General features: G+C 59.1%; 16 protein-coding genes. 12 read left to right on the top strand and 4 right to left on the bottom strand.

Translation table 11 applies throughout. The features are described from left to right. Positions 1-366 precede the first annotated feature (366 nt). Complete coding sequence (locus DLM46_RS33360; RefSeq protein ID WP_115108141.1) at positions 367-1194, bottom strand: helix-turn-helix domain-containing protein; 828 nt, start codon at positions 1192-1194, stop codon at positions 367-369. 346 nt (positions 1195-1540) lie between these two features. On the opposite strand from DLM46_RS33360, the gene DLM46_RS33365 reads away from it, so the two are divergent. From DLM46_RS33365 to DLM46_RS33390, 6 genes are all read left to right on the top strand, one after another. Further along, positions 1541-3316 (top strand): thiamine pyrophosphate-binding protein, encoded by a 1776-nt coding sequence (locus DLM46_RS33365; protein ID WP_133300421.1) that lies wholly within the window; start codon positions 1541-1543, stop codon positions 3314-3316. A 193-nt stretch (positions 3317-3509) separates the two neighbouring features. Next, positions 3510-4358 (top strand): carbohydrate ABC transporter permease, encoded by an 849-nt coding sequence (locus DLM46_RS33370; protein ID WP_425274038.1) that lies wholly within the window; start codon positions 3510-3512, stop codon positions 4356-4358. A 109-nt stretch (positions 4359-4467) separates the two neighbouring features. Continuing rightward, positions 4468-5253, top strand: a complete 786-nt coding sequence (locus tag DLM46_RS33375; protein ID WP_115108218.1) for a carbohydrate ABC transporter permease — start codon at positions 4468-4470, stop codon at positions 5251-5253. A 2-nt stretch (positions 5254-5255) separates the two neighbouring features. After that, positions 5256-6347 carry an ABC transporter ATP-binding protein gene (locus tag DLM46_RS33380; protein WP_115108220.1) on the top strand — a complete coding sequence of 364 codons (1092 nt, stop codon included), beginning with the start codon at positions 5256-5258 and terminating at the stop codon, positions 6345-6347. After that, positions 6344-7150, top strand: coding sequence for an inositol monophosphatase family protein (locus DLM46_RS33385; protein WP_279635253.1), 807 nt, complete (start codon positions 6344-6346; stop codon positions 7148-7150). Before DLM46_RS33380 ends, DLM46_RS33385 begins: the two co-directional genes overlap by 4 nt. Before the next feature lie 86 nt (positions 7151-7236). Beyond that, the gene (locus DLM46_RS33390; RefSeq protein WP_244306460.1) at positions 7237-8319 is read left to right on the top strand and encodes a LacI family DNA-binding transcriptional regulator; all 1083 of its coding nucleotides are present in this window, start codon (positions 7237-7239) and stop codon (positions 8317-8319) included. A 38-nt stretch (positions 8320-8357) separates the two neighbouring features. Here DLM46_RS33390 and DLM46_RS33395 read toward each other — a convergent pair whose 3' ends face one another. The 3 genes from DLM46_RS33395 to DLM46_RS33405 all read right to left on the bottom strand — a co-directional run bounded on the left by DLM46_RS33395 (position 8358) and on the right by DLM46_RS33405 (position 12527). Next, complete coding sequence (locus DLM46_RS33395; protein ID WP_115108152.1) at positions 8358-9956, bottom strand: GMC oxidoreductase; 1599 nt, start codon at positions 9954-9956, stop codon at positions 8358-8360. Between the two features lie 14 nt (positions 9957-9970). Further along, entirely contained in the window at positions 9971-11758 is a 1788-nt protein-coding gene (locus tag DLM46_RS33400) for a thiamine pyrophosphate-binding protein (RefSeq protein WP_115108154.1), read from the bottom strand. A 109-nt stretch (positions 11759-11867) separates the two neighbouring features. Further along, positions 11868-12527 carry a ThuA domain-containing protein gene (locus DLM46_RS33405; RefSeq protein WP_115108156.1) on the bottom strand — a complete coding sequence of 220 codons (660 nt, stop codon included), beginning with the start codon at positions 12525-12527 and terminating at the stop codon, positions 11868-11870. Positions 12528-12989: 462 nt separating this feature from the next. On the opposite strand from DLM46_RS33405, the gene hisD reads away from it, so the two are divergent. The 6 genes from hisD to DLM46_RS33435 all read left to right on the top strand — a co-directional run bounded on the left by hisD (position 12990) and on the right by DLM46_RS33435 (position 22058). After that, on the top strand, positions 12990-14273 hold the full coding sequence (gene hisD / locus DLM46_RS33410; RefSeq protein WP_115108158.1) for a histidinol dehydrogenase: 1284 nt from the start codon (positions 12990-12992) through the stop codon (positions 14271-14273). A gap of 439 nt (positions 14274-14712) precedes the next feature. Continuing rightward, positions 14713-15843 carry a porin gene (locus DLM46_RS33415; protein ID WP_115108160.1) on the top strand — a complete coding sequence of 377 codons (1131 nt, stop codon included), beginning with the start codon at positions 14713-14715 and terminating at the stop codon, positions 15841-15843. Positions 15844-15936: 93 nt separating this feature from the next. Further along, positions 15937-16926 (top strand): SGNH/GDSL hydrolase family protein, encoded by a 990-nt coding sequence (locus DLM46_RS33420; protein ID WP_115108163.1) that lies wholly within the window; start codon positions 15937-15939, stop codon positions 16924-16926. A 307-nt stretch (positions 16927-17233) separates the two neighbouring features. Further along, positions 17234-19081 (top strand): maltose alpha-D-glucosyltransferase, encoded by a 1848-nt coding sequence (gene treS / locus DLM46_RS33425; RefSeq protein ID WP_244306461.1) that lies wholly within the window; start codon positions 17234-17236, stop codon positions 19079-19081. 280 nt (positions 19082-19361) lie between these two features. Beyond that, a complete protein-coding gene (locus DLM46_RS33430; RefSeq protein ID WP_115108165.1) occupies positions 19362-20885 on the top strand; it encodes an APC family permease in 1524 nt (507 codons plus the stop codon). Positions 20886-20903: 18 nt separating this feature from the next. Next, on the top strand, positions 20904-22058 hold the full coding sequence (locus DLM46_RS33435; protein ID WP_115108167.1) for an MFS transporter: 1155 nt from the start codon (positions 20904-20906) through the stop codon (positions 22056-22058). Positions 22059-22063 lie beyond the last annotated feature (5 nt).

Consider the following 22063-nt stretch of genomic DNA (forward strand, 5'->3'; position numbering starts at 1 on the left):
AGCTATCACTCGGTGTATGGCAGAGAGGCCGAGCGATAGCCGCTTCTCTTTTTTTTAGAGCGCTCGGAGTTTGCCTGAAATTAAATCTGCTTCGTTTCCAATCGTATGAATCGAACGAGTGTCACCGTCAAGCCGACGAGCACAGCACAGGCACCGATGCAAACTGGAATTTCAATTGCGGCGGGCAGTGATTTAAACAGGATGGCTATGGCGGACCCATTCAGATAAAGGCTTCCTGGCATGGTGGAACTCCTCATACAAATGAGCAGGTGCGGGCGGTCTTAGCTCGCAATCTTCGGCTAACCGCGTCTACCTTATACGAATCAGTTTAGTTGAAAAAATTAAGCGTGCATGTGGTAGTTCCCGTCAGCCCTCACCACCCCACACCATTGTTGACTGGTCGCCAGTCATGTACTCCCGTATCTCGAGCGGTAACGATTGGTCGCTCGGAAGGAGGACCGTCGCCTCGCGAAGATGTTTTTTTCGAAGCGAACCACGATCGACGAAGCACAGGGCAAGGCGTGTCGAGAAGGGTTGCCTGAAGGACGAAGAGGCTACCCCCGTGACGACGCCGTAAAGAAAGCGGATCGGTCGCCTGTGCTGCGGTGTGAGGACGGAAAACGTCATCTCGTTCTTTTGACGCCCTTCAAAGTCGATCATAAATATCCGGTCGCCCAGCAAAAAGCAGAATCCGTGGTAAGTGAACGAGTACGCCACCTTGTTCGTGCTGTCCAGTTGTGGGAATCGTTCGATAGTCACGTATCGCACCGAGGAATCGTGCTCGTATATACAAGTGACGGAACGGAGGATGCGCCCTTTATAGATCGACGAGTTGTGGTACCGGTGGTAGACGCCGAGAAAGTCTTGCAGTGGCGCGACCGAGGACTTAATCAGCGGCAAAAATCGCACAAACTGCGGCGCGGATTTGAGATCCAGAGGAAGCTCGTATTCAAGACCCTCGTAGAAGCTCCGGAATTCTGCCGGCGACCGAAACAGATCACCTGGCTCCATCAGAAAGAACTTCGCTATCTTGAGAAGTACTTTCTGCGAAGGGACATGGTAGCCGGCGAGATACTTGTTGAACTGCTGACGATTTACGTTGAGCTTGCGGCAGAAATCCGCGACCGAATCGAACGAAGCCACCAGCAGAGACAGGTTGGTGGCGAGATTTGCGAGGTCTTGCTGTCGGTCCATGTCTTTGTATGGGGAAAAGCTTCGGACTGTGCCGAATTGTTTAGTGAGAAATTAAGCAAGCCACGTTGGCCACGCCGTGAATCGCCGGATGGTACGCGCCCGTTGGCCCTATGCCAACTGATAAAAATCCGGCGAAAGCCGAGCCGTTTAAGCCGACTGGCGCCGCCACGGAACAACGGAGCGTGCTGTGATGCAGTGTACTGCTTTCTGTGCGTCACAGTGCGTCTCAATTGCGCCGTCTGCGAAATTGAGTGCGCTTTTTTAGTGGCAAATACTCCTCTCCAATGAACAGGCAGTGTCCTTAAGCAGATCCCTGCACGGGACGCTAACTCCGAAGGAGACGAGATTGAAGCTAACGGGCGCACAGGTCATTGCGCAAGCAATGAAGAACTTCGGCGTCCAGTACGTCGCGGGTGTTCCCGGAAGAGACTGCCTGTCGTTGCTGGACGCCTTCCTTGATGCCGGTAGGGAAATTCCGTTCATTCAGGTGATGCAATCGAGAAGCGCCGTCCATCTCGCTGATGGTTTCCATCGTGCATGCGGCCGGCCTATGGCGCTCATAGGAGGGGAAAGCGGCAATGACGTGCCGATGCCGACAGACATGAACGTCATGGAAGCGCATTCCAGCGCGGCGCTGATGATAGGTGGCCGTGCCGCTGCCGACCCGGTGCAGTACGCCTCCTCCGAACGCGGCGACGCGGGCGGCCACCGAGGCGCGCAAGTCAGCGGTAGCGCTGTCAGGCGCTGGAGCTTGCAGAACGCAGCCCAGTTGCCGGATGTTTTGCAGTCTGCGTGTAGTGTGCTGCTGGCGAGTCAGCCGAAGCCTGTGCAGATGGAAGTGCCTCTCGATGTTCAGTGCGAGCCGCTCGAGATCGATATGGATGCGCTCCATGCGCAGCAGTTGGCAGAGCCGCCGACAGCGGATCGTCGATTGATCGAAAAGGCGGTGGCACTCCTTCTGTCGTCAATGCGGCCGGCGATCTTCGTCGGGATCGGCATCGGGACCGAAACGATGGATGCGAAAGACGCGATTCTCGAACTGGCAACCAAGCTCGGCGCACCGGTTGTGGCGTCGGCCAGCGCTAAAGGCGTCGTACCGGAAGACCATCCGATCAGCGGCCTGTCCGCTGGGAGATTCGGCACAGCGGTCGGCAATTCGATTCTGGCGCGTGCGGACCTGCTTCTCGTCGTGGGCTGCAAGGACGCCGATTGGGCCGGCCTTCCAGATGTGTTGCGTGCGGGCGGGAGCTCGGACGAGCGCACGCTGATCCGCGTTTCGCTCGAACTTTTGCAGGATGATCAGGGCTGGGAGTTGGACATTCACGCAGATGTATCCGGCGCGCTTCGCGACATGTCTGCCGCCATGTCGCCTCAGCGATCGCGGCGCGCGCTGTCGCGACACGAGAGTTGGCTCGCGACGATAGAGAAGCTGAAGACACACTGGCTGCAACTCGTCGCTGACCGCTCGGCTGTTCTCAAAATGCCGTTTTCGGCTCAACGGCCTATCAGCGTGCTTCAGCAGGTCATGGAGCGGGACGGGGTTCTCGTGGCGGGACCAGGGACGGCATTGATGGCCGTTCAGCAGGTATTCCGCGCATACCAGCCGCGTACTCAACTCACCTGCGCGAACTCGCCCGTGGTCGGTTGGGCGGTTCCGGCTGCCATCGGCGCAAAACTGGCGGTACCGGCAAAGGATGTCGTATGCGTGGTCGGTGACGGAGACTTTCTCCAGTCTCTTCCCGAGATGGCCGTTTGCGTGATGCATGGTTTGCCGCTGGTGTTCGTCGTTCTGAACAACTGCGGGCACATGTCGACTCGATTTCTTCAGCAGAAGCTTCTGGGGCGTCATGTCGGGTCTGAATTCAACATGCCCAACGGAAGGCCCTATTCACCGGACTTCTCCGACATCGCCCGAAGCTTCGGACTGGAGGCCTGGCGCGTAGAACATGAATCTCAACTCGAAAGAGCATTGAGGGGAGCGCTGTCGAGTGGCGGACCGGCTCTCGTGGAAATTCTGACCGCCCGTGAGGACTACGCGGCGCTAGCAGGCTTTTGCGGAGGTCCTGGGTATCCGGCGGAAAAGAGTTCGACACGCCGTCCAGAGGGGAGTGCTGTCGAGTGAACCTATCGAGCACTTTGGCAATGCCTGGGTCAAGCCCGCCGCGTTCCGTTTTTGGTTGATGTCTTACTACAGAGGCAAGGTTATGGAAGTGGATACGAGTCGCAGACTGAACGTATCTCTGAAGTCCGGAGATGCGAGCGGACGTGCAACGTCACGCTCGCCGCGGCGCAAGCAGTTCTTCAATCCCGCAGTCATCACGTTGACGCCGAGCATCGTCGTGCTGACTATCGCGGTCTACGTTTTTATCGGCTGGTCGGTGCTGATCTCATTCACGAATTCGAAGTTCGCGCCGAACTACGATTTCGTCGGACTCGCGCAGTACGTGCGCTTGTGGAACTCCGATCGCTGGAATGTGGCCGTCGTCAATCTCGGTCTCTTTTCCATGGCATTCATGGTCATCTCGCTTGTCATCGGCCTGCTGCTCGCGATCTTCCTCGATCAGAAGGTACGCGCCGAAGGCACACTCCGGATGATCTATCTGTATCCGATGGCGGTCTCGTTGATCGTGACCGGCACTGCGTGGAAGTGGATTTTGAATCCGGGGCTCGGACTCGAAATGCTTTTCCACAACATCGGCTGGACCAGCATTCACATCAACTGGCTTATCGATCCGCAAATGGCGGTCTATACGCTGGTGATCGCCGCGGTCTGGCAGACGGCCGGTTTTGTGATGGCGATCTTTCTCGCGGGGCTGCGGGGCGTCGACGGCGAAATTGTCAAAGCGGCGCAGATGGAAGGGGCGGGCGTGTTCCGCATCTACTCTACGATCATCATTCCGATGCTCCGCTCGTCCGTGTTCAGCGTGATCGTCATTCTCATCTATCAGGCGGTGCGCTCATTCGATCTGGTCGTTGCGCTGACGAACGGCGGCCCGGGTTTCTCAAGCGATCTCCCGACCACGTTCATGTACAACCTCACCTTCAGCCGCGGTCAACTGGCCCAAGGCGCGGCGAGTTCCGTGATGATTCTGCTGGTCGTGGTCGTCATTATTGTTCCGTATCTCTTTTCGGAGTTTAAGCGTGAGCACCACGATAGCCTCTAATCTCGCACATCGTCCGGCACGCCCGAAAAATTGCCGCCGGACCATTACCCGAACGGTCAGCCGCGTCGTTCTTTACGCGGTACTGATCGGCTTCGCCGCGTTCTTCATCATGCCGCTGATCGTGATGGTGTTCGCATCGTTGAAGGACATGGCGGAAATCCGCTCGACCTCGATACTCTCCGTGCCACTCAGGCCGACCGTGCAGCCCTGGGTAGACGCGTGGCAAAACGCGTGTGTCGGCGTCGATTGCGTGGGCTTGCGCGGCTTCTATCTCAAGACCGTATTGATGGTGGTACCGGCCGTCGTGCTTTCCGCGCTGTTCGGCGCGCTCAATGGCTACGCGCTGACCAAGTTCAATTTCAGGGGTTCGCGGTTCGTCTACGGTGTGATTCTGTTCGGCAGTTTCACGCCGTATCAGGCCGTTCTGATTCCACTTGCAAAGACGTTGGGGGCGCTCGGGCTCTCGGGAAACATCGGCGGACTCATTCTTGTGCACACGGTCTATGGACTTCCGTTTACGACGATGTTCTTTCGCAACTACTTCATGACGGTGCCGCAGGACCTGATTAAAGCCGCGCGCGTCGACGGAGCGGGTTTCTGGACGACCTTCGGTCATATCATCCTGCCGCTTTCGGTGCCGATGATCGTTGTCACCGTGATCTGGCAGTTCACCGGAATCTGGAATGACTTCCTGTTCGGCGTGTCGTTCACGAGCGGGCAGAACACGCCGATCATGGTCGCGCTCAACAACATGGTGAGCGCGAGCGCAGGGGAGCGTCCGTACGACGTGCATATGGCGGCGGCATTGCTGGCCGCGTTGCCCACGTTGGTCATTTATGTTCTGGCTGGTAAATATTTTGTGCGCGGGCTGATGGCCGGCGCGGTCAAGGGGTAATGATGGCTTCTTTGCATATTCGGGATGTTCGTAAAAACTACGGCAACGTGGCCTGTCTGAAAGCCATCAACATCGATGCGGACGACGGGGAATTCCTGGTTCTTCTCGGGCCCTCGGGCTGCGGCAAGTCGACGTTGCTGAACGCGATCGCGGGCCTCGAACCGGTTTCCGACGGCGAAATCATCATCGACGGCACCGTCGTGAACGATATCGAGTCCGCCAAACGCGACATCGCGATGGTCTTCCAGTCGTACGCGCTTTATCCGACGATGACGGTGCGAAAGAACCTGACATTCGGCATGCGCGTGCGCGGCGCTTCGAAAAGCGAACAGGACGCCGCGGTGCAGCGGGTCGCGTCGATCCTGCAACTCGACCAGTTGCTCGACCGCAAGCCGAGTCAGTTGTCGGGCGGTCAGCGGCAACGTGTCGCGATGGGCCGCGCGATGGTTCGGGAGCCCAAGATCTTCCTCTTCGACGAACCACTGTCGAACCTCGATGCCAAGCTGCGCACGGATATGCGCGCCGAGATCAAGAAGCTGCATCAGCGGGTGGGCACCACCACGGTCTACGTGACACACGACCAGATCGAGGCGATGACGCTCGCCACCAAGATCGTTGTGATGAAGGGCGGAGAAGTTCAGCAGACCGGAACGCCCGAAGATGTGTACGACCGGCCCAACAATCTGTTTGTCGCGCGCTTCATCGGCTCTCCCGCGATGAACTGCATCGAGGGCAAGCTTCAGGGCGATGGGAATTCGGCGACTTTTGTCGGCGGACCGGACAAGAAGCGTCCGTTGAAAATCTCGCTGGGGCCGTTGTCGATTGCACAGCAACGTCATATCGGTCGCGAGATCGTACTTGGCGTCCGGCCTGAGTGGTTTGCGCTCGGCGCCGGCGACGATGGCTTCGAGGCAGTCGTCGATGTGGTCGAGCCTACCGGCGCCGACAACTTCGTGCTGGTGTCCGCAGCGGGCGAGCCGTTGATGACCCGCTTCGCGCCCGGCGTGGGGAAAGTGGGCGAGACCGTGCGGCTCAACGCGAATACGGCTAAGGTGCTGATATTCGACGCAGTCACGGAAGAGCGCGTGGCGTGAAGTTCGAAAGGCGGGACGGGCAATACTACGAACAAACGGTTCGCCAATTGTGCGAACTGGCCCGTTCCATCTGTTCATCGCACGCCGGGCAATCGTTTCAGTTCGTGCGCAAGGAAGACCGATCGCCGGTCACGGAACTGGACCGGGAGATAGAACTCGCATTGCGCGCGTGCATCAATTCGCGACATCCGGACGATTCGATCATCGGCGAAGAATTCGGCTTGCTGGAGGGCGCGCAAGGCCGCTCATCAGCCCGAAGGTGGGTCATCGATCCTCTGGATGGCACGAAGGCTTTTGTCACCGGAAGTCCGCTGTGGGGAACGCTAATCGGCGTGTTGAACGACGGAAAGCCGTGGCTGGGCGCAATAGAAATGCCCGCGCTACACCGGCGGCTTTTTTCATTCGACATCGAAGCTGTGCGCGAAGATGATTCGATTCGGACAAGCCCGTGTTCGGACCTTACCGCAGCCCGGCTTTGCACGACGACACCCGACAAATTCACATCCGTCGAACAAAGCGGCTTCGATCGACTATCTAAATCGGTTGCGGTCCATCGCTATGGCGGCGACTGTTTCAACTATGCGGCGCTTGCCACCGGGCAGTGCGATCTCGTCGTCGAGGCCGGCCTCGCGCCCCACGATTTCCTGCCGATCGTTCCGATTGTTCAACAAGCCGGCGGCGAGATGACCGATTGGCAGGGGCAAGTGTTGACCGAAAACTCGGCGGGCAAGGTGCTCGCCGCCTCGACTCCCGCTCTGCATTTTCAGGCACTCCAAACGCTTGCAGTCGCCTACGATGGCTGAAGGCGCGTGCGAGACTGCCTGTACAATGTCCTTCTCGGCGGTACAAGGACTGGATGCCCTCTTTCGAAATGAAACGAACAGTGTCGATGAAGGATGTTGCGCTCGCCGCGGGGGTTTCGCAGCCTGCCGTCTCATACGCTTATAACAAGCCGTCTGAGATATCCGAGGCTCAGCGTGAGCATATTCTGAAGGTCGCGAAGAAGCTCGGTTATCCGGGGCCGAATGTTCGAGGGGGCAGTCTTCGCTCGGGGCGCGTCGGCGCAATCGGCCTGATGATTTCCGACGAGCTTCCCTATGCGTTCATCGATCCGTCCACTACCGGGCTCCTGCGCGGTATCGGCGAAATCGGCGAGCTATCGAACGTTGCTCTCGCATTATTTCCGCTGCAAAAAGACCTCGTCAATCAGTCTGGAGAACCTGGTAGCGTCAGCCTGGCAGTGCGAGGTTTTGTCGACGGTCTTATTGCGTACAACCTGCCGGACGACTATTCGGTCGTCGCCATGGCGCGTAAGCAGAACATTCCGTTCGTCGTAGTCGACGCACCGATCATTGAAGGCACACCGTTCGTCGGAATCGACGACTTCGGGTCGGGCGAGATTCAGATGAAGCATCTTCTCGACCTCGGTCATAGCAAGATCGGCATTATCGCCGACCGTCTGAAACCTGATGGATTGAGAGGACCCGTCACGCAAAAGCGCTTCCAGCAGTGCACGGAAAATGTGGTGAGGGCCCGGCTGGAGGGCTATCTATCGGCGGGGAAAGCTGCGGGTCTGTCCTTTGACGACATGGTGATCATCGAGGCAGGAGGCTTCGATCACGCTGCCGGCGACTGGGCGGCCGAACAAATGCTGGCGAACAAGGACTTGACGGCAGTGGCCGCCACGTCCGACGTGATGGCCCTGTCTTTCCTGAAGATCGCCAATGAGCGAGGCGTGTCCGTTCCAGACCAACTCTCTGTAATCGGATTCGACGATATTCCCGAAGCGGCGGGTGCTGGTCTCACGACGATTCGTCAGCCGCTCATCGAAAAGGGGCGCCACGCGGCCCGCTTGTTGACAGAACTTCTGAATGCGCCGCCTTCGAAAAAGCCGCCCGCAACCAGGATCATCCTGCCGACCGAGTTAGTTGTTCGCTCGACAACAAAAGCCCGGTGGAAAAAGCGCAGCTAAAAAACCGGCGGGCCAGTCGGCCACGCCGGTCTTCTTGTTCAACGAAACGTCTGCGCGACGCGAATCGCGTTGGCGGCAATCGTCAACGCGGGGTTGACTGCGGCGGACGAAGGGAACCACGAACTATCCACGATCCACGCGTTGTCGACGTCGTGCAATTTGCAGTTCGTGTCGAGAACGCTTTTCGCGGGATCAGTGCCCATCAATGCTGTGCCGCACTGGTGCGAGTTGGTCGCGATACCCATACGCTTGGTGAAGACGAACGGATACCCGGCCTTGCGCATCATGGCGAGCGTCTTTTTCACGAGCTCTTCGTGAGCTCGCAAATTGTTCGGGCGCCAGCGCACCTGAATCCGGCCTTGCTGCGCATTGAACGTCACGCGGTTTTCCGGATCGGGCAGGTCTTCGCTGGTGAGATACAGATCGACGCTATGGTCGGTGACATAGCGTGAGACAGCCTTGGGCAACCACGGATACATGCCGGTCACCATCGGCTCGCGAATCTTGCCGAGCATCTGAACGTTGCCGAGCGGAAAGTCATTCCACTTCGACTGGAGATACCAGTCGTTGATCGCGAGAGTCTTCTGGAAGAAAACCTTGTTGAAGCGGCGTGGGTCGACCGCGATCATGAAGGTGCTGTTGTGAACCATGTAGTTGCGGCCCAGAAGTCCCGAGCTATTGCCGATTCCTTCCGGGTGGTTCTTGTCCGCGGATCGCAATAGCAGCGCCGACGAATTGACTGCGCCGCATGCCAGCACGAAGCGATTCGCTCTGATGCGAACCGGCATGCCGTTTCGGGTGCCGCAAGCCTCTTCGATCCTGCTGCCGTCGGACGACATGATGAGGCGGTCGATCTTCGTCTGAACCATCAGGCGCGCACGGCCGCTGCCGACTGTCGGACGCAGCGCCGAGACTTCCGCGTCCGCCTTGGCATCGACCATGCAAGGATAGCCGTCGCATGTCGAGCAGAGTACGCAGGGGCGGCCATTACCGTAATCGACCGCGGCGGGCATTGCAAAAGGCTGCAAGCCTTGAGCCCGCATTGAAGCGTGCAGCCGATGCAGCGCCGGATCATGCTCCAGCGCGGCAAACGGATAGTCGCCGGAGCGCCAGGGTTCGGTCGGATCGCTGCCTCGCTGGCCGTGGACCTTGTACAGACGCTCTGCCGCTGCGTAGTGAGGCTCCATATCGGCATACGCGATCGGCCACGCAGGAGACACGCCCTCAGCGTGCTTGATCGCGCCGAAGTCGGCTTCACGGAAGCGCGGCAGCATTGCGCCGAATACCTTGGTATTGCCGCCGACATAGTAGAAAACGCCGGGCGTAAACGGCTTGCCGCTGTCGTCGATCCAATCTTCGGCGTTGCGGTAGCGGCCCTCGCCGAACACAGATTCGGTCGTCCAGTTCTGAATCTCTCTCGGCAGAAAGTCGCCTCGCTCCACAACCAGTACATCGAGGTTTTGTCCGGCCAGAGTGTGGGCGAAGGTGGACCCGCCCATACCCGAGCCGATGATTGCTACGTCGCAGGTCATCACGCCATCGTCGCCGGGAACGACCGTCGGCACTTCGCGCCGGGGAATCGGCGCGAAGGCATCAAAGTCGGACACCGCGCGATGAACAATCGTTGCATCGCTCATACTGCCTCTTCGTCTCACAGATGTTGTTCCGATTGACGGAACTGCGTGTACTCGTCCTGACGTTCATCGGTGATGTACGCCGGAATCGGAAAGTCCCACCAGCCCGGCACCCACGGACCGGCCGCGTCGCGGTCAGTGGGGATTTCGATCAGCACCGGCGCGTTCGAGTCGAGCGCTTCCTGCAGGATAGGTTCGAGTTCGTCGTTGCTGTTCACGCGGAACGACTTCAGACCGAATGCCTTGCCGAGTGCTTCGAAATCGGGTGAATACGGCGTGCCGTCCGGATGATTGAACTCGGTGCCGATATGACGGTTCGTCTGCTTGCGTTGGCCGCCGCGAATCGACATATAGCCGGCGTTGTTCTGCACGATGAACACCACCGGAATGTTGTTCGTCACGCAGATTGCGATTTCCTGCGACGTCATCAGGAAGTCGCCGTCGCCGAGCACGCAGACCACCGGCCGATGAGGCGCAGCGAGTTTGGCGCCGATCGCTGCTGGTACGGCCCAGCCCATCGACGAGAATCCGCCCGACGTGAGGTGAGTGCGCGGTTCATACACCGGGAAGGTCTGCTTGACCGCACCCTGGGTGTTGCCCGAGCCGACCACCACGATCGTGTCGCGCGGGAAGATCTTGCGCAATGCGCCGAGCGGACGCTGCGACGTGAACGGGAAACGATCCGAATCGCGGCGGGTCGAGAGCTTGGCTTCCCATTCGGCTTTGTAGCCGGCGACCTGATCGAGGTAGTCGGCGCGGTCGACCGAGTCGTTCTTCAGTTCGTCGACGATATGCGCGAGCGCATATTTCGCGTCGGCGACGATGCCTACCGCGACCGGATAGTTCTTGCCGATTTCGTGCGGATCGATGTCGATATGGATCAGACGGCCCGGCGGAATCGAGAACGTGACGCCCTTTGCGTAGCTCGACGACGACCAGTCGGTGAAACGACAGCCCACGGCCAGAATCACATCCGCTGTGGACGCAACCTTGTTACCGCACAACGTACCGGTCTGGCCGACGCTACCGGCGAAGAGTTCGTGATCTTCAGGGAAGCCGCTCTTGCCGTTCCACGTGGTGACAACAGGAATCTTCCATTTCTCGGCGAGCGCCAGCACTTCGGCCGAGGCTTCGCCGGTAATCACGCCGCCGCCGATCACGATGACCGGGCGCTTTGCGCTGCGCAGCACGTCCGCGGCTTTGCTCACGGCGGCCGGGTCGGGGAACACCTTGCCCACCGGCACGCGCTCTTCGAGGTCGTGAAGCGTGACTTCAGCGGCCTCTGCCTGTGTGTCCATCGGAATTTCGATGTGAACCGGACCCGGGCGACCCGTCACCATCGCACTGAACGCTCGATGCATGACGAACGGCAGTTCCTCGACGCGCTGTACCACCCAATGACGTTTCGACACTGCCTCGGCGATCTTCGGAAAATCGTTATCTGTGTAGCGTTCGAGTTCCTGCAGCAGACCGTGTCCGCGCATGTGCGTCGGCGGCCCGCCGGTGATCAGCATCACGCTGGTCGAATCGGTGAAGGCGGTCGCCATACCGATCACGGTATTGCTGGCGCCCGCGCCGATCGACGTGACCGCGGCCATCGGCTTGCCGGCAACCCGGTAGTAGCCGTCTGCCAGATGGACCGCGCTTTGTTCGTGAAAAACCTGTATGAAATGAATTTCCGAATCCTTCTCGAGAAATGCGTCAGTGAGCGTCCAGATTCCGTGACCGGGGATTCCGGCAACGTATTCAACGCCGTAGTTCTTTAACGTCTGAGCGACGATTTGACTGCCTGTGAGCTTTGCCATTTCCAGATCCTGCAAAGGTGAGATAAATAGCCGCGCGGGATCACACACCCGGGCGGAACACTGCGCTTTCGCTAAAACGAATCAGATGTGCCTGATGCGAACGCCGCAGTCAGCTGCGTGCCGCCCACTGGAGACCTTGCCGCGTCATCCTGCGCACGTTGGGGTCCGACAGATTGCCGGTGTCGTGTCCGATCGAGTGATAGAAGACCCGCCCTTCGCCCCATTGCTTCACCCACGCTGCCGGACACTTGTTGCCTTTGAGCCAGGGGAACGGATTGCCGTCGAAGGTCGTGTCCGCTAGCACGTGGTTATTCGGGTCGACCTGCATGTAGTACTGCTCCGAGCGGACCTCGAAGTCCTCCACACCGTGCATGACCGGATGCGAGCGATCCGTCACGTTGACCATGTAGGGGTGCGGGTAACCTTCGCCGGTCGGATGTTCGACGAACGATCCACCGAGTACCATGTGATATCGAAGGCTTGCGCGAAACGCCGCGCCGGCGCCATGCCACGCCGCAAGGCCGGTCCCCTTCTCGATCGCCTCGAGCAGACGATTTTCCTGCGAGGTGGTCAGCGTCTCGGTCGTGACGGCGTTATTCCAGCCGATCACGATCAGGTCGAACTGGGTGAGATCGCGGTCCAGCGAGAAGATGTCCGTCGATTCCTCGACGTCCCAGTCGAGCTCCCTGAATAGCTCGCGAGTCCATGCCGCGACCTCGTAGGGAAAGTGTCCCGGCCAACCGCCGTATAGATGAAAAACGCGTGTCATGTTCAAACTCCTGTGAGGCAACGCAGATTAGCTTATACGTATAAGTTCGTGAATGCTGCGACTTCAAATTGCCGGTGTCAAGTGGGTGGAGACCTGGGTTTGGCGCCGTTTCCCATTTATCGGACGAGAGCGGCGCGGAGCGACGCAGCGCGTGCGTCACATGGCGTCGAGCTTTTGCAATCCGCGAAATTGAATTCGGAAATTTGATTCCAAATACTGACTGTCATGCGAGCGCAAATCGCGGATGTCAGGCGTCGATCCGATCGTGCTTGCAGGCGCTGCGTCGCGTGGGTGCGCCACAGTGCGTCACTTCGAATGCCGGTGCGAAATTGCCTTTGCTCCGGCGCGCACCGAAAATTTAGCGGTCCCGTTGAATATTGATTGAAATGTCCGCCGTATCGCATTGAAGCCCAAATGCATGGTGATGCGAGATGGCACTCGAAATACCCTTGGAGGTCAGTTGTGATCGAGTATCTTAAGAAGAGCAAACCCCTGGAAGTTCAGACGGAGATCGCGGCCCAGGTTCGCAGCACCGTGGAAAAGATCATTGCCGATGTAGCCGCCAACGGCGATTCGGCGGTGCGTGAATATTCGAAGAAATTCGACAACTGGGCGCCCACGTCATTCCGTTTGACCGACGAGGAAGTTGCCGCGTGTGTCGCTACGTTGTCGGAACTCGAAATCGCGGATATCAAGTTCGCGCAGCAGCAGGTGCGCCGCTTTGCCGAAGTTCAGAAGTCGGCGCTGAGGGACGTGGAAGTCGAAACGCTGCCGGGCGTCATCCTGGGCCATAAGAACGTGCCGGTGAACTCTGTGGGTTGCTATATCCCCGGCGGCAAATACCCGCTGCTTGCCTCGGCGCATATGAGCGTGCTGACCGCCAAGGTGGCCGGCGTCAAACGAGTTGTGGCAGTGGCGCCGCCGTTCGACGGCAAGCCGCACCCCGCTATCGTGACGGCGATGCATCTGGCCGGCGCCGACGAAATCTACTGCGTCGGCGGCGTGCAGGCGGTTGCCGCGCTGGCGCTCGGCACGGAGCAGTTCGCACCGGTCGACATGATCGTCGGCCCGGGCAACGCGTACGTTGCCGAAGCCAAGCGTCAGTTGTTCGGCAAGATCGGTATCGACCTGATTGCCGGACCGACGGAAACCCTGGTGATCGCGGACGAATGGTCGGATGCAGAAATCGTCGCCACGGACTTGCTGGGACAGGCCGAGCACGGCGTCAATTCGCCCGCAGTGTTCCTGACGAATTCCCGAGCGCTTGCTGAAGCACTGCCCGCCGAAATCGAGCGTCAGCTTGCGATTCTGCCGACCGCAGCGGTTGCTTCGGTCGCGTGGCACGATTACGGCGAGATCATTCTGTGCGACACCGTCGACGAGATGGTGGAAGAGGCCGATCGCATCGCGTCGGAACACGTTCAGGTGATGACTCGCGATCCGTTGTATTTCCTCGAACACATGACCAACTACGGCGCACTGTTCCTCGGCGACCGGACCAATGTGTCGTATGGCGACAAGGTGATCGGCACCAACCACACGCTGCCGACGATGAAATCAGCGCGCTATACCGGCGGCCTGTGGGTCGGGAAATTCATCAAGACCTGTACCTATCAGCGCGTGCTGACCGACGAAGCCTCCGTGCTCGTAGGCGAGTACTGTTCGAGGCTTTGCGCGATGGAAGGCTTCGCAGGTCACAAGGAGCAGGCGGACATTCGCGTTCGCCGGTTCAGCAAGCCGGCGTAGCTCATCCCGGTTTGAGTTTTGTCCGAAAGTCGGCACTCGCGAGAGTGCCGTTTTTTTTCGCCCGAAATCGGCGGTGACGCAGTTTGTGCGTCGATATGCGCCACAAATAGGCTGTTTGCGAAATTGAGCGTTGATTATTGGGCTTCAATACTGCGACGCAAGTGAGGAGACATCACACACTGATGTGTCAGGAAAGTGACTCTGGATTCGAAGCGTTCGGCGATTCTTGAACGAGTACTTCGAGTTTGCAGAGCAGCGACCGATCAGCCACTCATCCATTAATTCAGTATGACGAATTAAAAATGAGGAGACTCGACTCCCCACGATTCTTTGCAAGGCAAGTAGTGCGTAAGCGATATTTCCGGCCGTGCAGCGGGAGAGTAGCCAACGGTACACGCCGGAATTGTTCCTCAATACAAACATCCAGCAGGGTGAGTCAATGAAACGTCAGATTATCTCCGTAGTCGCTCTTGGTGCTGCTGCCTACGTCACGGGAGCTCATGCTCAAAGCTCGGTCACCCTTTACGGCGTCGTCGATACGGGGATCGCGTACATTCACAATAGCGGCGGCCAGAGTTCGCAATGGAAGATGTCTTCCGGCAACCTGTCGGGCAACCAGTGGGGCCTGAAAGGCACGGAAGATCTGGGCGGCGGCCTCACGGCCAACTTCCAGCTGGAGAGTGGATTCGATCTCGGGTCCGGGCAATTGCAAAACAATGGGCGTGAGTTCGGCCGCCAGGCATTCGTCGGTCTCGCCAGCACCAGGTACGGCGCGTTGACGCTCGGCCGCCAGTACGACCCGGTCACCGACCTGCTGCAGCCGCTCACCGCCGACAACTACAGCGGTCTGTTCGCACCGCCGGGCGACATCGATAACTACGACGACAGCGCGCGCTTCAACAACGCCGTCAAGTGGACGAGCCCGTCGTGGGGCGGCGTGGTGGTCGAGGCGATGTACGCGCCGGGCGGGATCGCAGGTTCTACGGGTTCGGGACAGACGTGGTCGGCTGCCGCTGCATACAGCGGCGCGGCGCTGAGTGTTGCAGGCGGGTTCCTGCACGCGGATAACGGCAATACCGGACTGTCGAAGCGTGGCACGACGACGGCGGACAGCTTCTTCAACAGCTCGGTGAATGCTGCCTATGCATCGGCGCGCTCGATCAACATTGCGCGCGTCGGCGGACAGTACGTAGTCGGCTCCGTGACGGCCGGCGCCGCCTATTCGTACACGCAATACACCGCGGACGCTTCTTCGTTGTTCACCGGATCGGAGCATTTCCAGAACGGCTCGGTGTTCGCCAGCTGGATGGTGACGCCGGCATTCGAGTTGATCGGCGGATACAACTACACGAAGTCGGGCGGCAATTCATCGGCGACCTATCACCAGGCGAATCTCGGCGTCGACTATCTGCTGAGCAAGCGTACCGACGTCTACCTGGCGGGTGCTTATACGCATGCCAATGGGCAGAACGGAGCGGGTGACGCTCAGGCCGTGGTCGGATCGTATGACGTCGACGCAGGCAAGCAATCGCAGTTGCTTGCGATCGTCGGACTGCGTCACAAGTTCTAAGTTTTAGCGAGAGTAGTGCGATTTGGCGCCCGCGGTCGACTCCAGCCGTGGGCGTCCTTTTTCAATCTGTTGCAGTGCGCCGGGAGCTATACAATGCCCCAGTTCGTCCGACTCGCTTTACTTGCGGTCGCCGTATGTCTTTGTCCGTATATCGCAGATGCGCAGAGCAGCTACAAACAGGCGGTTTTCTTCGGCGACAGCCTGACCGATGCCGGTACTTACGGATTCCGCTTCACGACTAATCCGGGAAGAACGTGGGCGCAAATTGTCGCCGATCATTTCGGTCAGGCCGCTACGTCGAATGAACATACCGATAGCTACGACAACGTCTACAAGGGCATGAAGGGACTGCCCGGACCTGACGGGCTGAATTACGCAGAGGGCGGCGCACGCGCGGAATTGCCCTATTCGACCGTCTCCCGCGATCCCGAAGGCATGCCTGTTCCGGTATCGACACAGGTGCTGCGATTTCTGAAGACGCACGGATCGTTCAAGGAAGATCAGATTGTGTTCCTGTGGATCGGCACCAATGATGTCGCCTATAACTACGACCCGGGAAACGATCCGGCATTGGCGAAAACGCTGCGTGACAACGAGGATCCTGACGAAAGCATCATGCGCCGGGAGCGGGCGCGAGCTGTCGTCGCGGCGCAATCGGAAGCGCACACCGCGAGAACCATCCTTGCTCATGGCGCGCGCCGGCTCGTCATTTTCAAGCTGCCGGATATGAGCGTGTTGCCGTGGTTTCATAGCCGGGCTAGCCAGAAGTTCGTCCGTGAACTGAGCGCTGTCTACGATCTTCAGCTTCAATCCGATCTTCCGAAAGATTCCAGAATTGTTCTCGTCGAAACAGGGCAGTTCTTCGATTCGTTGCTCTCCGATCCGGCAAGTCACGGATTTACCCATGCCGCTCACGCAGACGCGTGCGCCAAGCCCGATCAGGACTATTGCGATGCGTCGACGCTAGCCGAACCCCATGCCGATCAAACCTATTTCTTCGCTGCCGGAGAACACCTGACGACGCGTGCGAACGAGCTGCTCGCGGACTACGTGCTGCATCGAATCGGTGAGGAGCCGAAATAGAGCGAAGCCGATCGAGTCTCTGTTTGAACAATTCCCGCCTGTCCGCTTCCTCTGGAGATTTCGTGTCCCTTCCTGATCCCGAATACGTCGAGTGGCTCGTCGAAGAATCCATGCTCAAGCACGCGACGGAGCGGGCAAAGACCTACTCAGGACAAGCACGTCTGTGGATGCATCCTTATGTGGAAGCGCGTCCACGGGTGGCATCGGAAGTGTCTTCTGTCTGGTTCACCGCTTATCCCGCCTCGGTGATCTGCGCACCAGGTGAATCCGTGCTTGCCACGTTGGGCTCGGCCGGCTGTGGTGCGCTTTGGCGACAATCGGCGTGCAGGCCGTGCATCCGGGACCGACTAAAGGCGCGGGCGGCATTAAAGGGCGGTCGTACACGCCGTCGGTGGATGGCGACTTCGATCGTGTCAGTTTCCAGATAGACGAGCGTCCCGGCACGAATGCCGAGTTCATTTCGATGAGCCGCACCGCCGCGGCACACAACGCAATCGTGATCGATGATGTCGTCCCGGCGCACACCGGAAAAGGCGCCGATTTCCGGCGCGCCGAAATGGGTTATGGCGACTATCCGGGGCTGTACCACATGGTAGAGATCAAGCCGGACGACGGGCATCTCCTGCCCGATGTCCCCGCAGGTCGGGACGCGATCAATCTGACGCCGGAGCTCGTCGATTGTCTCAAGGACAAGTGCTATATCGTCGGGCAACTGCAGCGCGTGATCTTCTTCGAACCCGGCATCAAAGAAACCGACTGGAGTGTGACGGGAACCGTGATCGGCGTGGGTGGCGTCGCGCGGCGCTGGGTCTATCTCCACTATTTCAAGGAGGGCCAGCCTTCGTTGAATTGGCTCGATCCGACCTTTTCTGCGCAACTGTTGATCATCGGCTACGCACTGCATTCGCTGGACGTGCTGGGCGCTCGTGGATTGAGACTGGACGCGAATGGATTCCTCGGCGTTGAGCGGCGCTCGTACGGCAATCCATGGTCCGAAAGTCATCCGTTATCTGTTACTGGGAATCAATTGCTCGGCGGTGCGATCTGGAAAGCGGGAGGGTTCAGCTTTCAGGAACTGAACCTGACCGTGGACGACATCGCCGTGATGTCGAAAGGCGGCGCGGATCTGTCCTACGACTTTATTACCCGGCCCGCGTACCATCACGCGATCCTGACCGGCGATATCGAATTTCTCCGTCTGATGTTGCGCACAGTGCATCAGTATGGCATCGATCCTGCCTCGCTGATCCATGCGCTTCAGAACCACGACGAGCTGACGCTCGAACTCGTTCATTTCTGGACGCTGCACGCGAACACCACATTCGTGTTTCAGGGACAAACGTGGCCTGGCGCCATTTTGCGCGAGCATATCCGGGAGACGATGTGCGAGCGTCTGTGCGGCGAGCACGCCCCTTACAACTTGCGCTTCGTCACCAATGGCGTCGCCTGCACGACCGCAAACGTCATTGCCGCCGCATTGGGGATTCGCGAACTGGACGCGATGACCGACGAAGACAAACACCGGATACAGAAAATCCACCTCTTGCTGTCCATGTACAACGCGTTGCAACCGGGCATCTTCGCGATTTCCGGTTGGGATCTGGTCGGCGCGCTTCCTCTGCCGATGGCAAGCGTCGAGGACTGGATGGGCGACGGCGACACCCGCTGGATTCAGCGCGGCGCGTACGATCTCGCCGGCATGCACGAATCGGCGCAGTACTCGCAGGAGGGTATTCCGAAAGCCGTATGCCTATACGGCCCCGTGACGGAACAACTTGAGAATCCCGACTCATTTGCCAGCCAGTTGAAGCGCGTACTCACTGTGCGAAACGCTTACTGTATTTCGTCGAGCCGGCAGATCGCCATTCCTGAAGTAAGCAACCCCGGGTTGCTCGTGATGGTGCACGAACTGCCCGGCGGCCGCGGAACCCAGGTCACCGCGCTGAACTTCGGCCCCACTTCGATCGACGAAACCCTCTCCTTGCCCGGCATATCGGCGGGCCCGGTCGTCGACATGCTCAACGAGCGAGTGGAAGACGATCTGGACGAACACGGCCAACTCCGGCTTCATCTGGATGGCTATGAAGGTCTCTGCCTGCGCATCGTCAGCGCGCTCCCCTTGGACTCACATGCGGGCCCGCTTTCGTCTTATTAGAAAAAGCAGGCTCGACTACTTGGCTTACCGCCGCTACCGACACCGGCGCGACGCAATGTGGCGCACCGGGCGCGTCGATTTGCGTCGAATAAATCCTAGGGTAAACAGGGAGTTAGGCCGTTGTTGACTTCAAAATTTTAGTGCGCCACCATGATACTTATACGTATAAGTTAAGCGGCGTGAAATTGCGCATGGTATGACCTTGCGACAAACGCCGATATCTCTTTTGCAGTTTTGATCGTCTGTCTCCTCATGGAGCAGATGCTGTCGGAGAATTGTGATGAATGACCGCGCACCCATCGATATCGGACAGCAGGACGCCGACCTGTTGGAAAAATTCGGCTACAAGCAGGAACTCTCACGCGGGATGTCGGGCTTTGGCAACTTTGCAATGTCGTTCATGGCGATTGGACTGTTCTGGGCGCTCGGGGCAAACATGCAGCAGGGCCTCGGCACTGCGGGCGCCTTCGGCATTACGGTGACATGGCTGATCGGCGGCGGACTCGCATATGCAACTGCCGCCTCGTTGGGCGAGATCAGCTCGGCCATTCCTACCGCGGGTGGGCTTTATCACTGGTCGTCGGTACTTGGCGGCAGAGCGTGGGGCTGGGCCACCGCCTGGATCAACCTGATCGGCTACGTGTTCTCTGCGGGCGGAACATCCGTTGCGTTCTACCTGCTGTTCAATCAGTTGATTCTGAGCGGCATGCTGCATATTGACACCTCGCACTGGGGATACTGGCAGCAGGTCGTCGGCGTGGTCGTCATCATGTCCAGCTGGGCGATTCTCAATCACGTGGGTGTGCGGACATTGGCGTGGTTCGTAACCGTAGGCGCTTATGTGACTTTCCTCGGCGCTATCGCCTTGATCGGCGTAATGCTCTACAACCTTCATCTGACGAACCTCGCACACATCTTCTCGTTCACAAACAATACGGGCGACGCCGGAGGCGGCGTGGTGCCGCGCACGGAGAACGTGTTTCTGACCTTCGGGTATGCATTGCTTTTGCCGATGTGGATCGTGACCAGTTACGACGCGGCGGCTCACGTGTCGGAGGAAACGGTCGACGCCGCGCGCGCCGTTCCGAAGGCGATGCGCAATTCGGTGATCCTGTCGGTGGTGATGGGCGCAGCGCTTCTCGTGCTTTTCTACATGGCGATGAGCGATCCGGCCGCCATCGCGAAAAAAGGCGGTGATGGCTTTTCGATGCTGTTCGAGCAGATCCGCGCACCGCGTCTGCTGAAAGACGCCATCATCGTTTCGCTGACGATCTCGGCTTACGTTTGCGGCGCCAGCGCGCTGACCGGGCTGTCGCGTGCGGTCTATTCGTTTGCTCGCGATCAGGGCCTGCCGAAGTACTTCAGACGCGTATCGCCGCGCTTTTACACGCCGGTCACGGGGATCTGGGCCGGCGCGATCGCCGGCATCACCGTGACCTTGTATTCGTCGGCATTCAACGCACTCGTTGCAGGCACCGCGCTCTTTTATCAACTGGCCTACGGCATGGCGATCGGCGCCGCAATGTTTGCCCGCAATCGTACTTATGGCCCGTATCGGCTCGGCGCTTTGTCGAAGCCGTATGGCGCGGTCGCGATCATCGGCGGGATTTTTATTATCTGGGTCGGCTTGCAACCACCGACAGATATCCTGATCCACTATTTCATCGCCTTCTTTATCATCATTGTCGTTGCGTGGTTCGGCCTCGAAAAAAGACGTTTTCCGGGACCGCCGATCACGAGCCAGACATCGCGCGATAGCGAGGTTTCCAACCCCGGCTATGTGCCGGTCAAGACCGCGCGCTAAACGACTCCAAATCAGTTCATGCCTTCTGATCTCGCTTTACGCAGGACTTCGTTCAGCACTCGCCAGACCGCGACGCGCGCAATCTTCCTCGTAGCCGGTTACGGAAGAGCGTCGTGGGCCCCGCTCGTGCCATTCGTCAAAGCCAGAATCGGACTTGACGATGGCCAACTCGGGCTTCTATTGCTTTGCCTAGGTGCGGGTTCCATGGCGGCGATGCCATTTGCCGGCGGCCTCGCGGCGAGATTCGGCTGCCGCGCGGTGATCACGCTTGCGACCGTGGTGCTTTGCGCAACGCTTCCCGCGCTTGCGTTCGTCGACGATGTGCGATCCGAGATCTGTGCGCTGACGCTGTTCGGCATGTCGGCAGGCGTGGTCGATGTCGCGATGAACTTCCAGGCGATCGAAGTCGAGCGTGAGAGCGGGCGATCGATCATGTCGGGATTTCACGCGTTCTACAGTGTCGGCGGAATTGGCGGCGCAGCGGGTGCGAGCCTGCTCCTTACCGCTGGTCTATCGCACAGTGCATCGACGATCGTCGCCACGCTGCTGATGGTCGTCGCGCTGTGCTACGCATACCCCGCGCTCATAGCGGAACCGCAGACGAGTCAGGCAACGCTTTTCGCCGTGCCGCGCGGAATCGTGCTGGTGCTGAGTGTCTTCACGTTCATTGTCTTTCTGGCTGAGAGCGCCGTGCTGGATTGGAGCGGCGTATTCCTGACGGCGGAGCGTGGCATGTCCCACGCGTACGCTGGATACGGATACGCCGCGTTTGCGGCAACGATGACAGCGGGCCGACTGATGGGTGACAGGATGGTCGGTCGTCTCGGTAGAACCCGTATCGTGATCGCAGGCAGCTTATGTGCCGCGGCCGGCTTTGCGCTCACGGCCTTCGCGACGTCTTGGGCGGTGGACCTGTTGGGATACGCGCTGGTCGGCGCGGGTTGTTCGAACATCGCGCCGGTGTTGTTTTCGTCGGTCGGCAAGCAGAAGCGGATGCCGACGAGCGCCGCCGTCGCGGCGATGACCACGATCGGCTATTGCGGGATCTTCGTCGGACCCGCGCTCATCGGCGCGATTGCACGCTATACCACGCTGGCCTCGGCGTTTCTCGCGGTCGTCGTTCTGCTTGCTGTTATCGGGGCGAGTGCGCGAACGGTTCTTCGCGAAGCGTAGTCAGC

Origin of the sequence: Paraburkholderia lacunae (assembly GCF_003353175.1) — a bacterium.
Lineage (GTDB): Bacteria > Pseudomonadota > Gammaproteobacteria > Burkholderiales > Burkholderiaceae > Paraburkholderia > Paraburkholderia lacunae.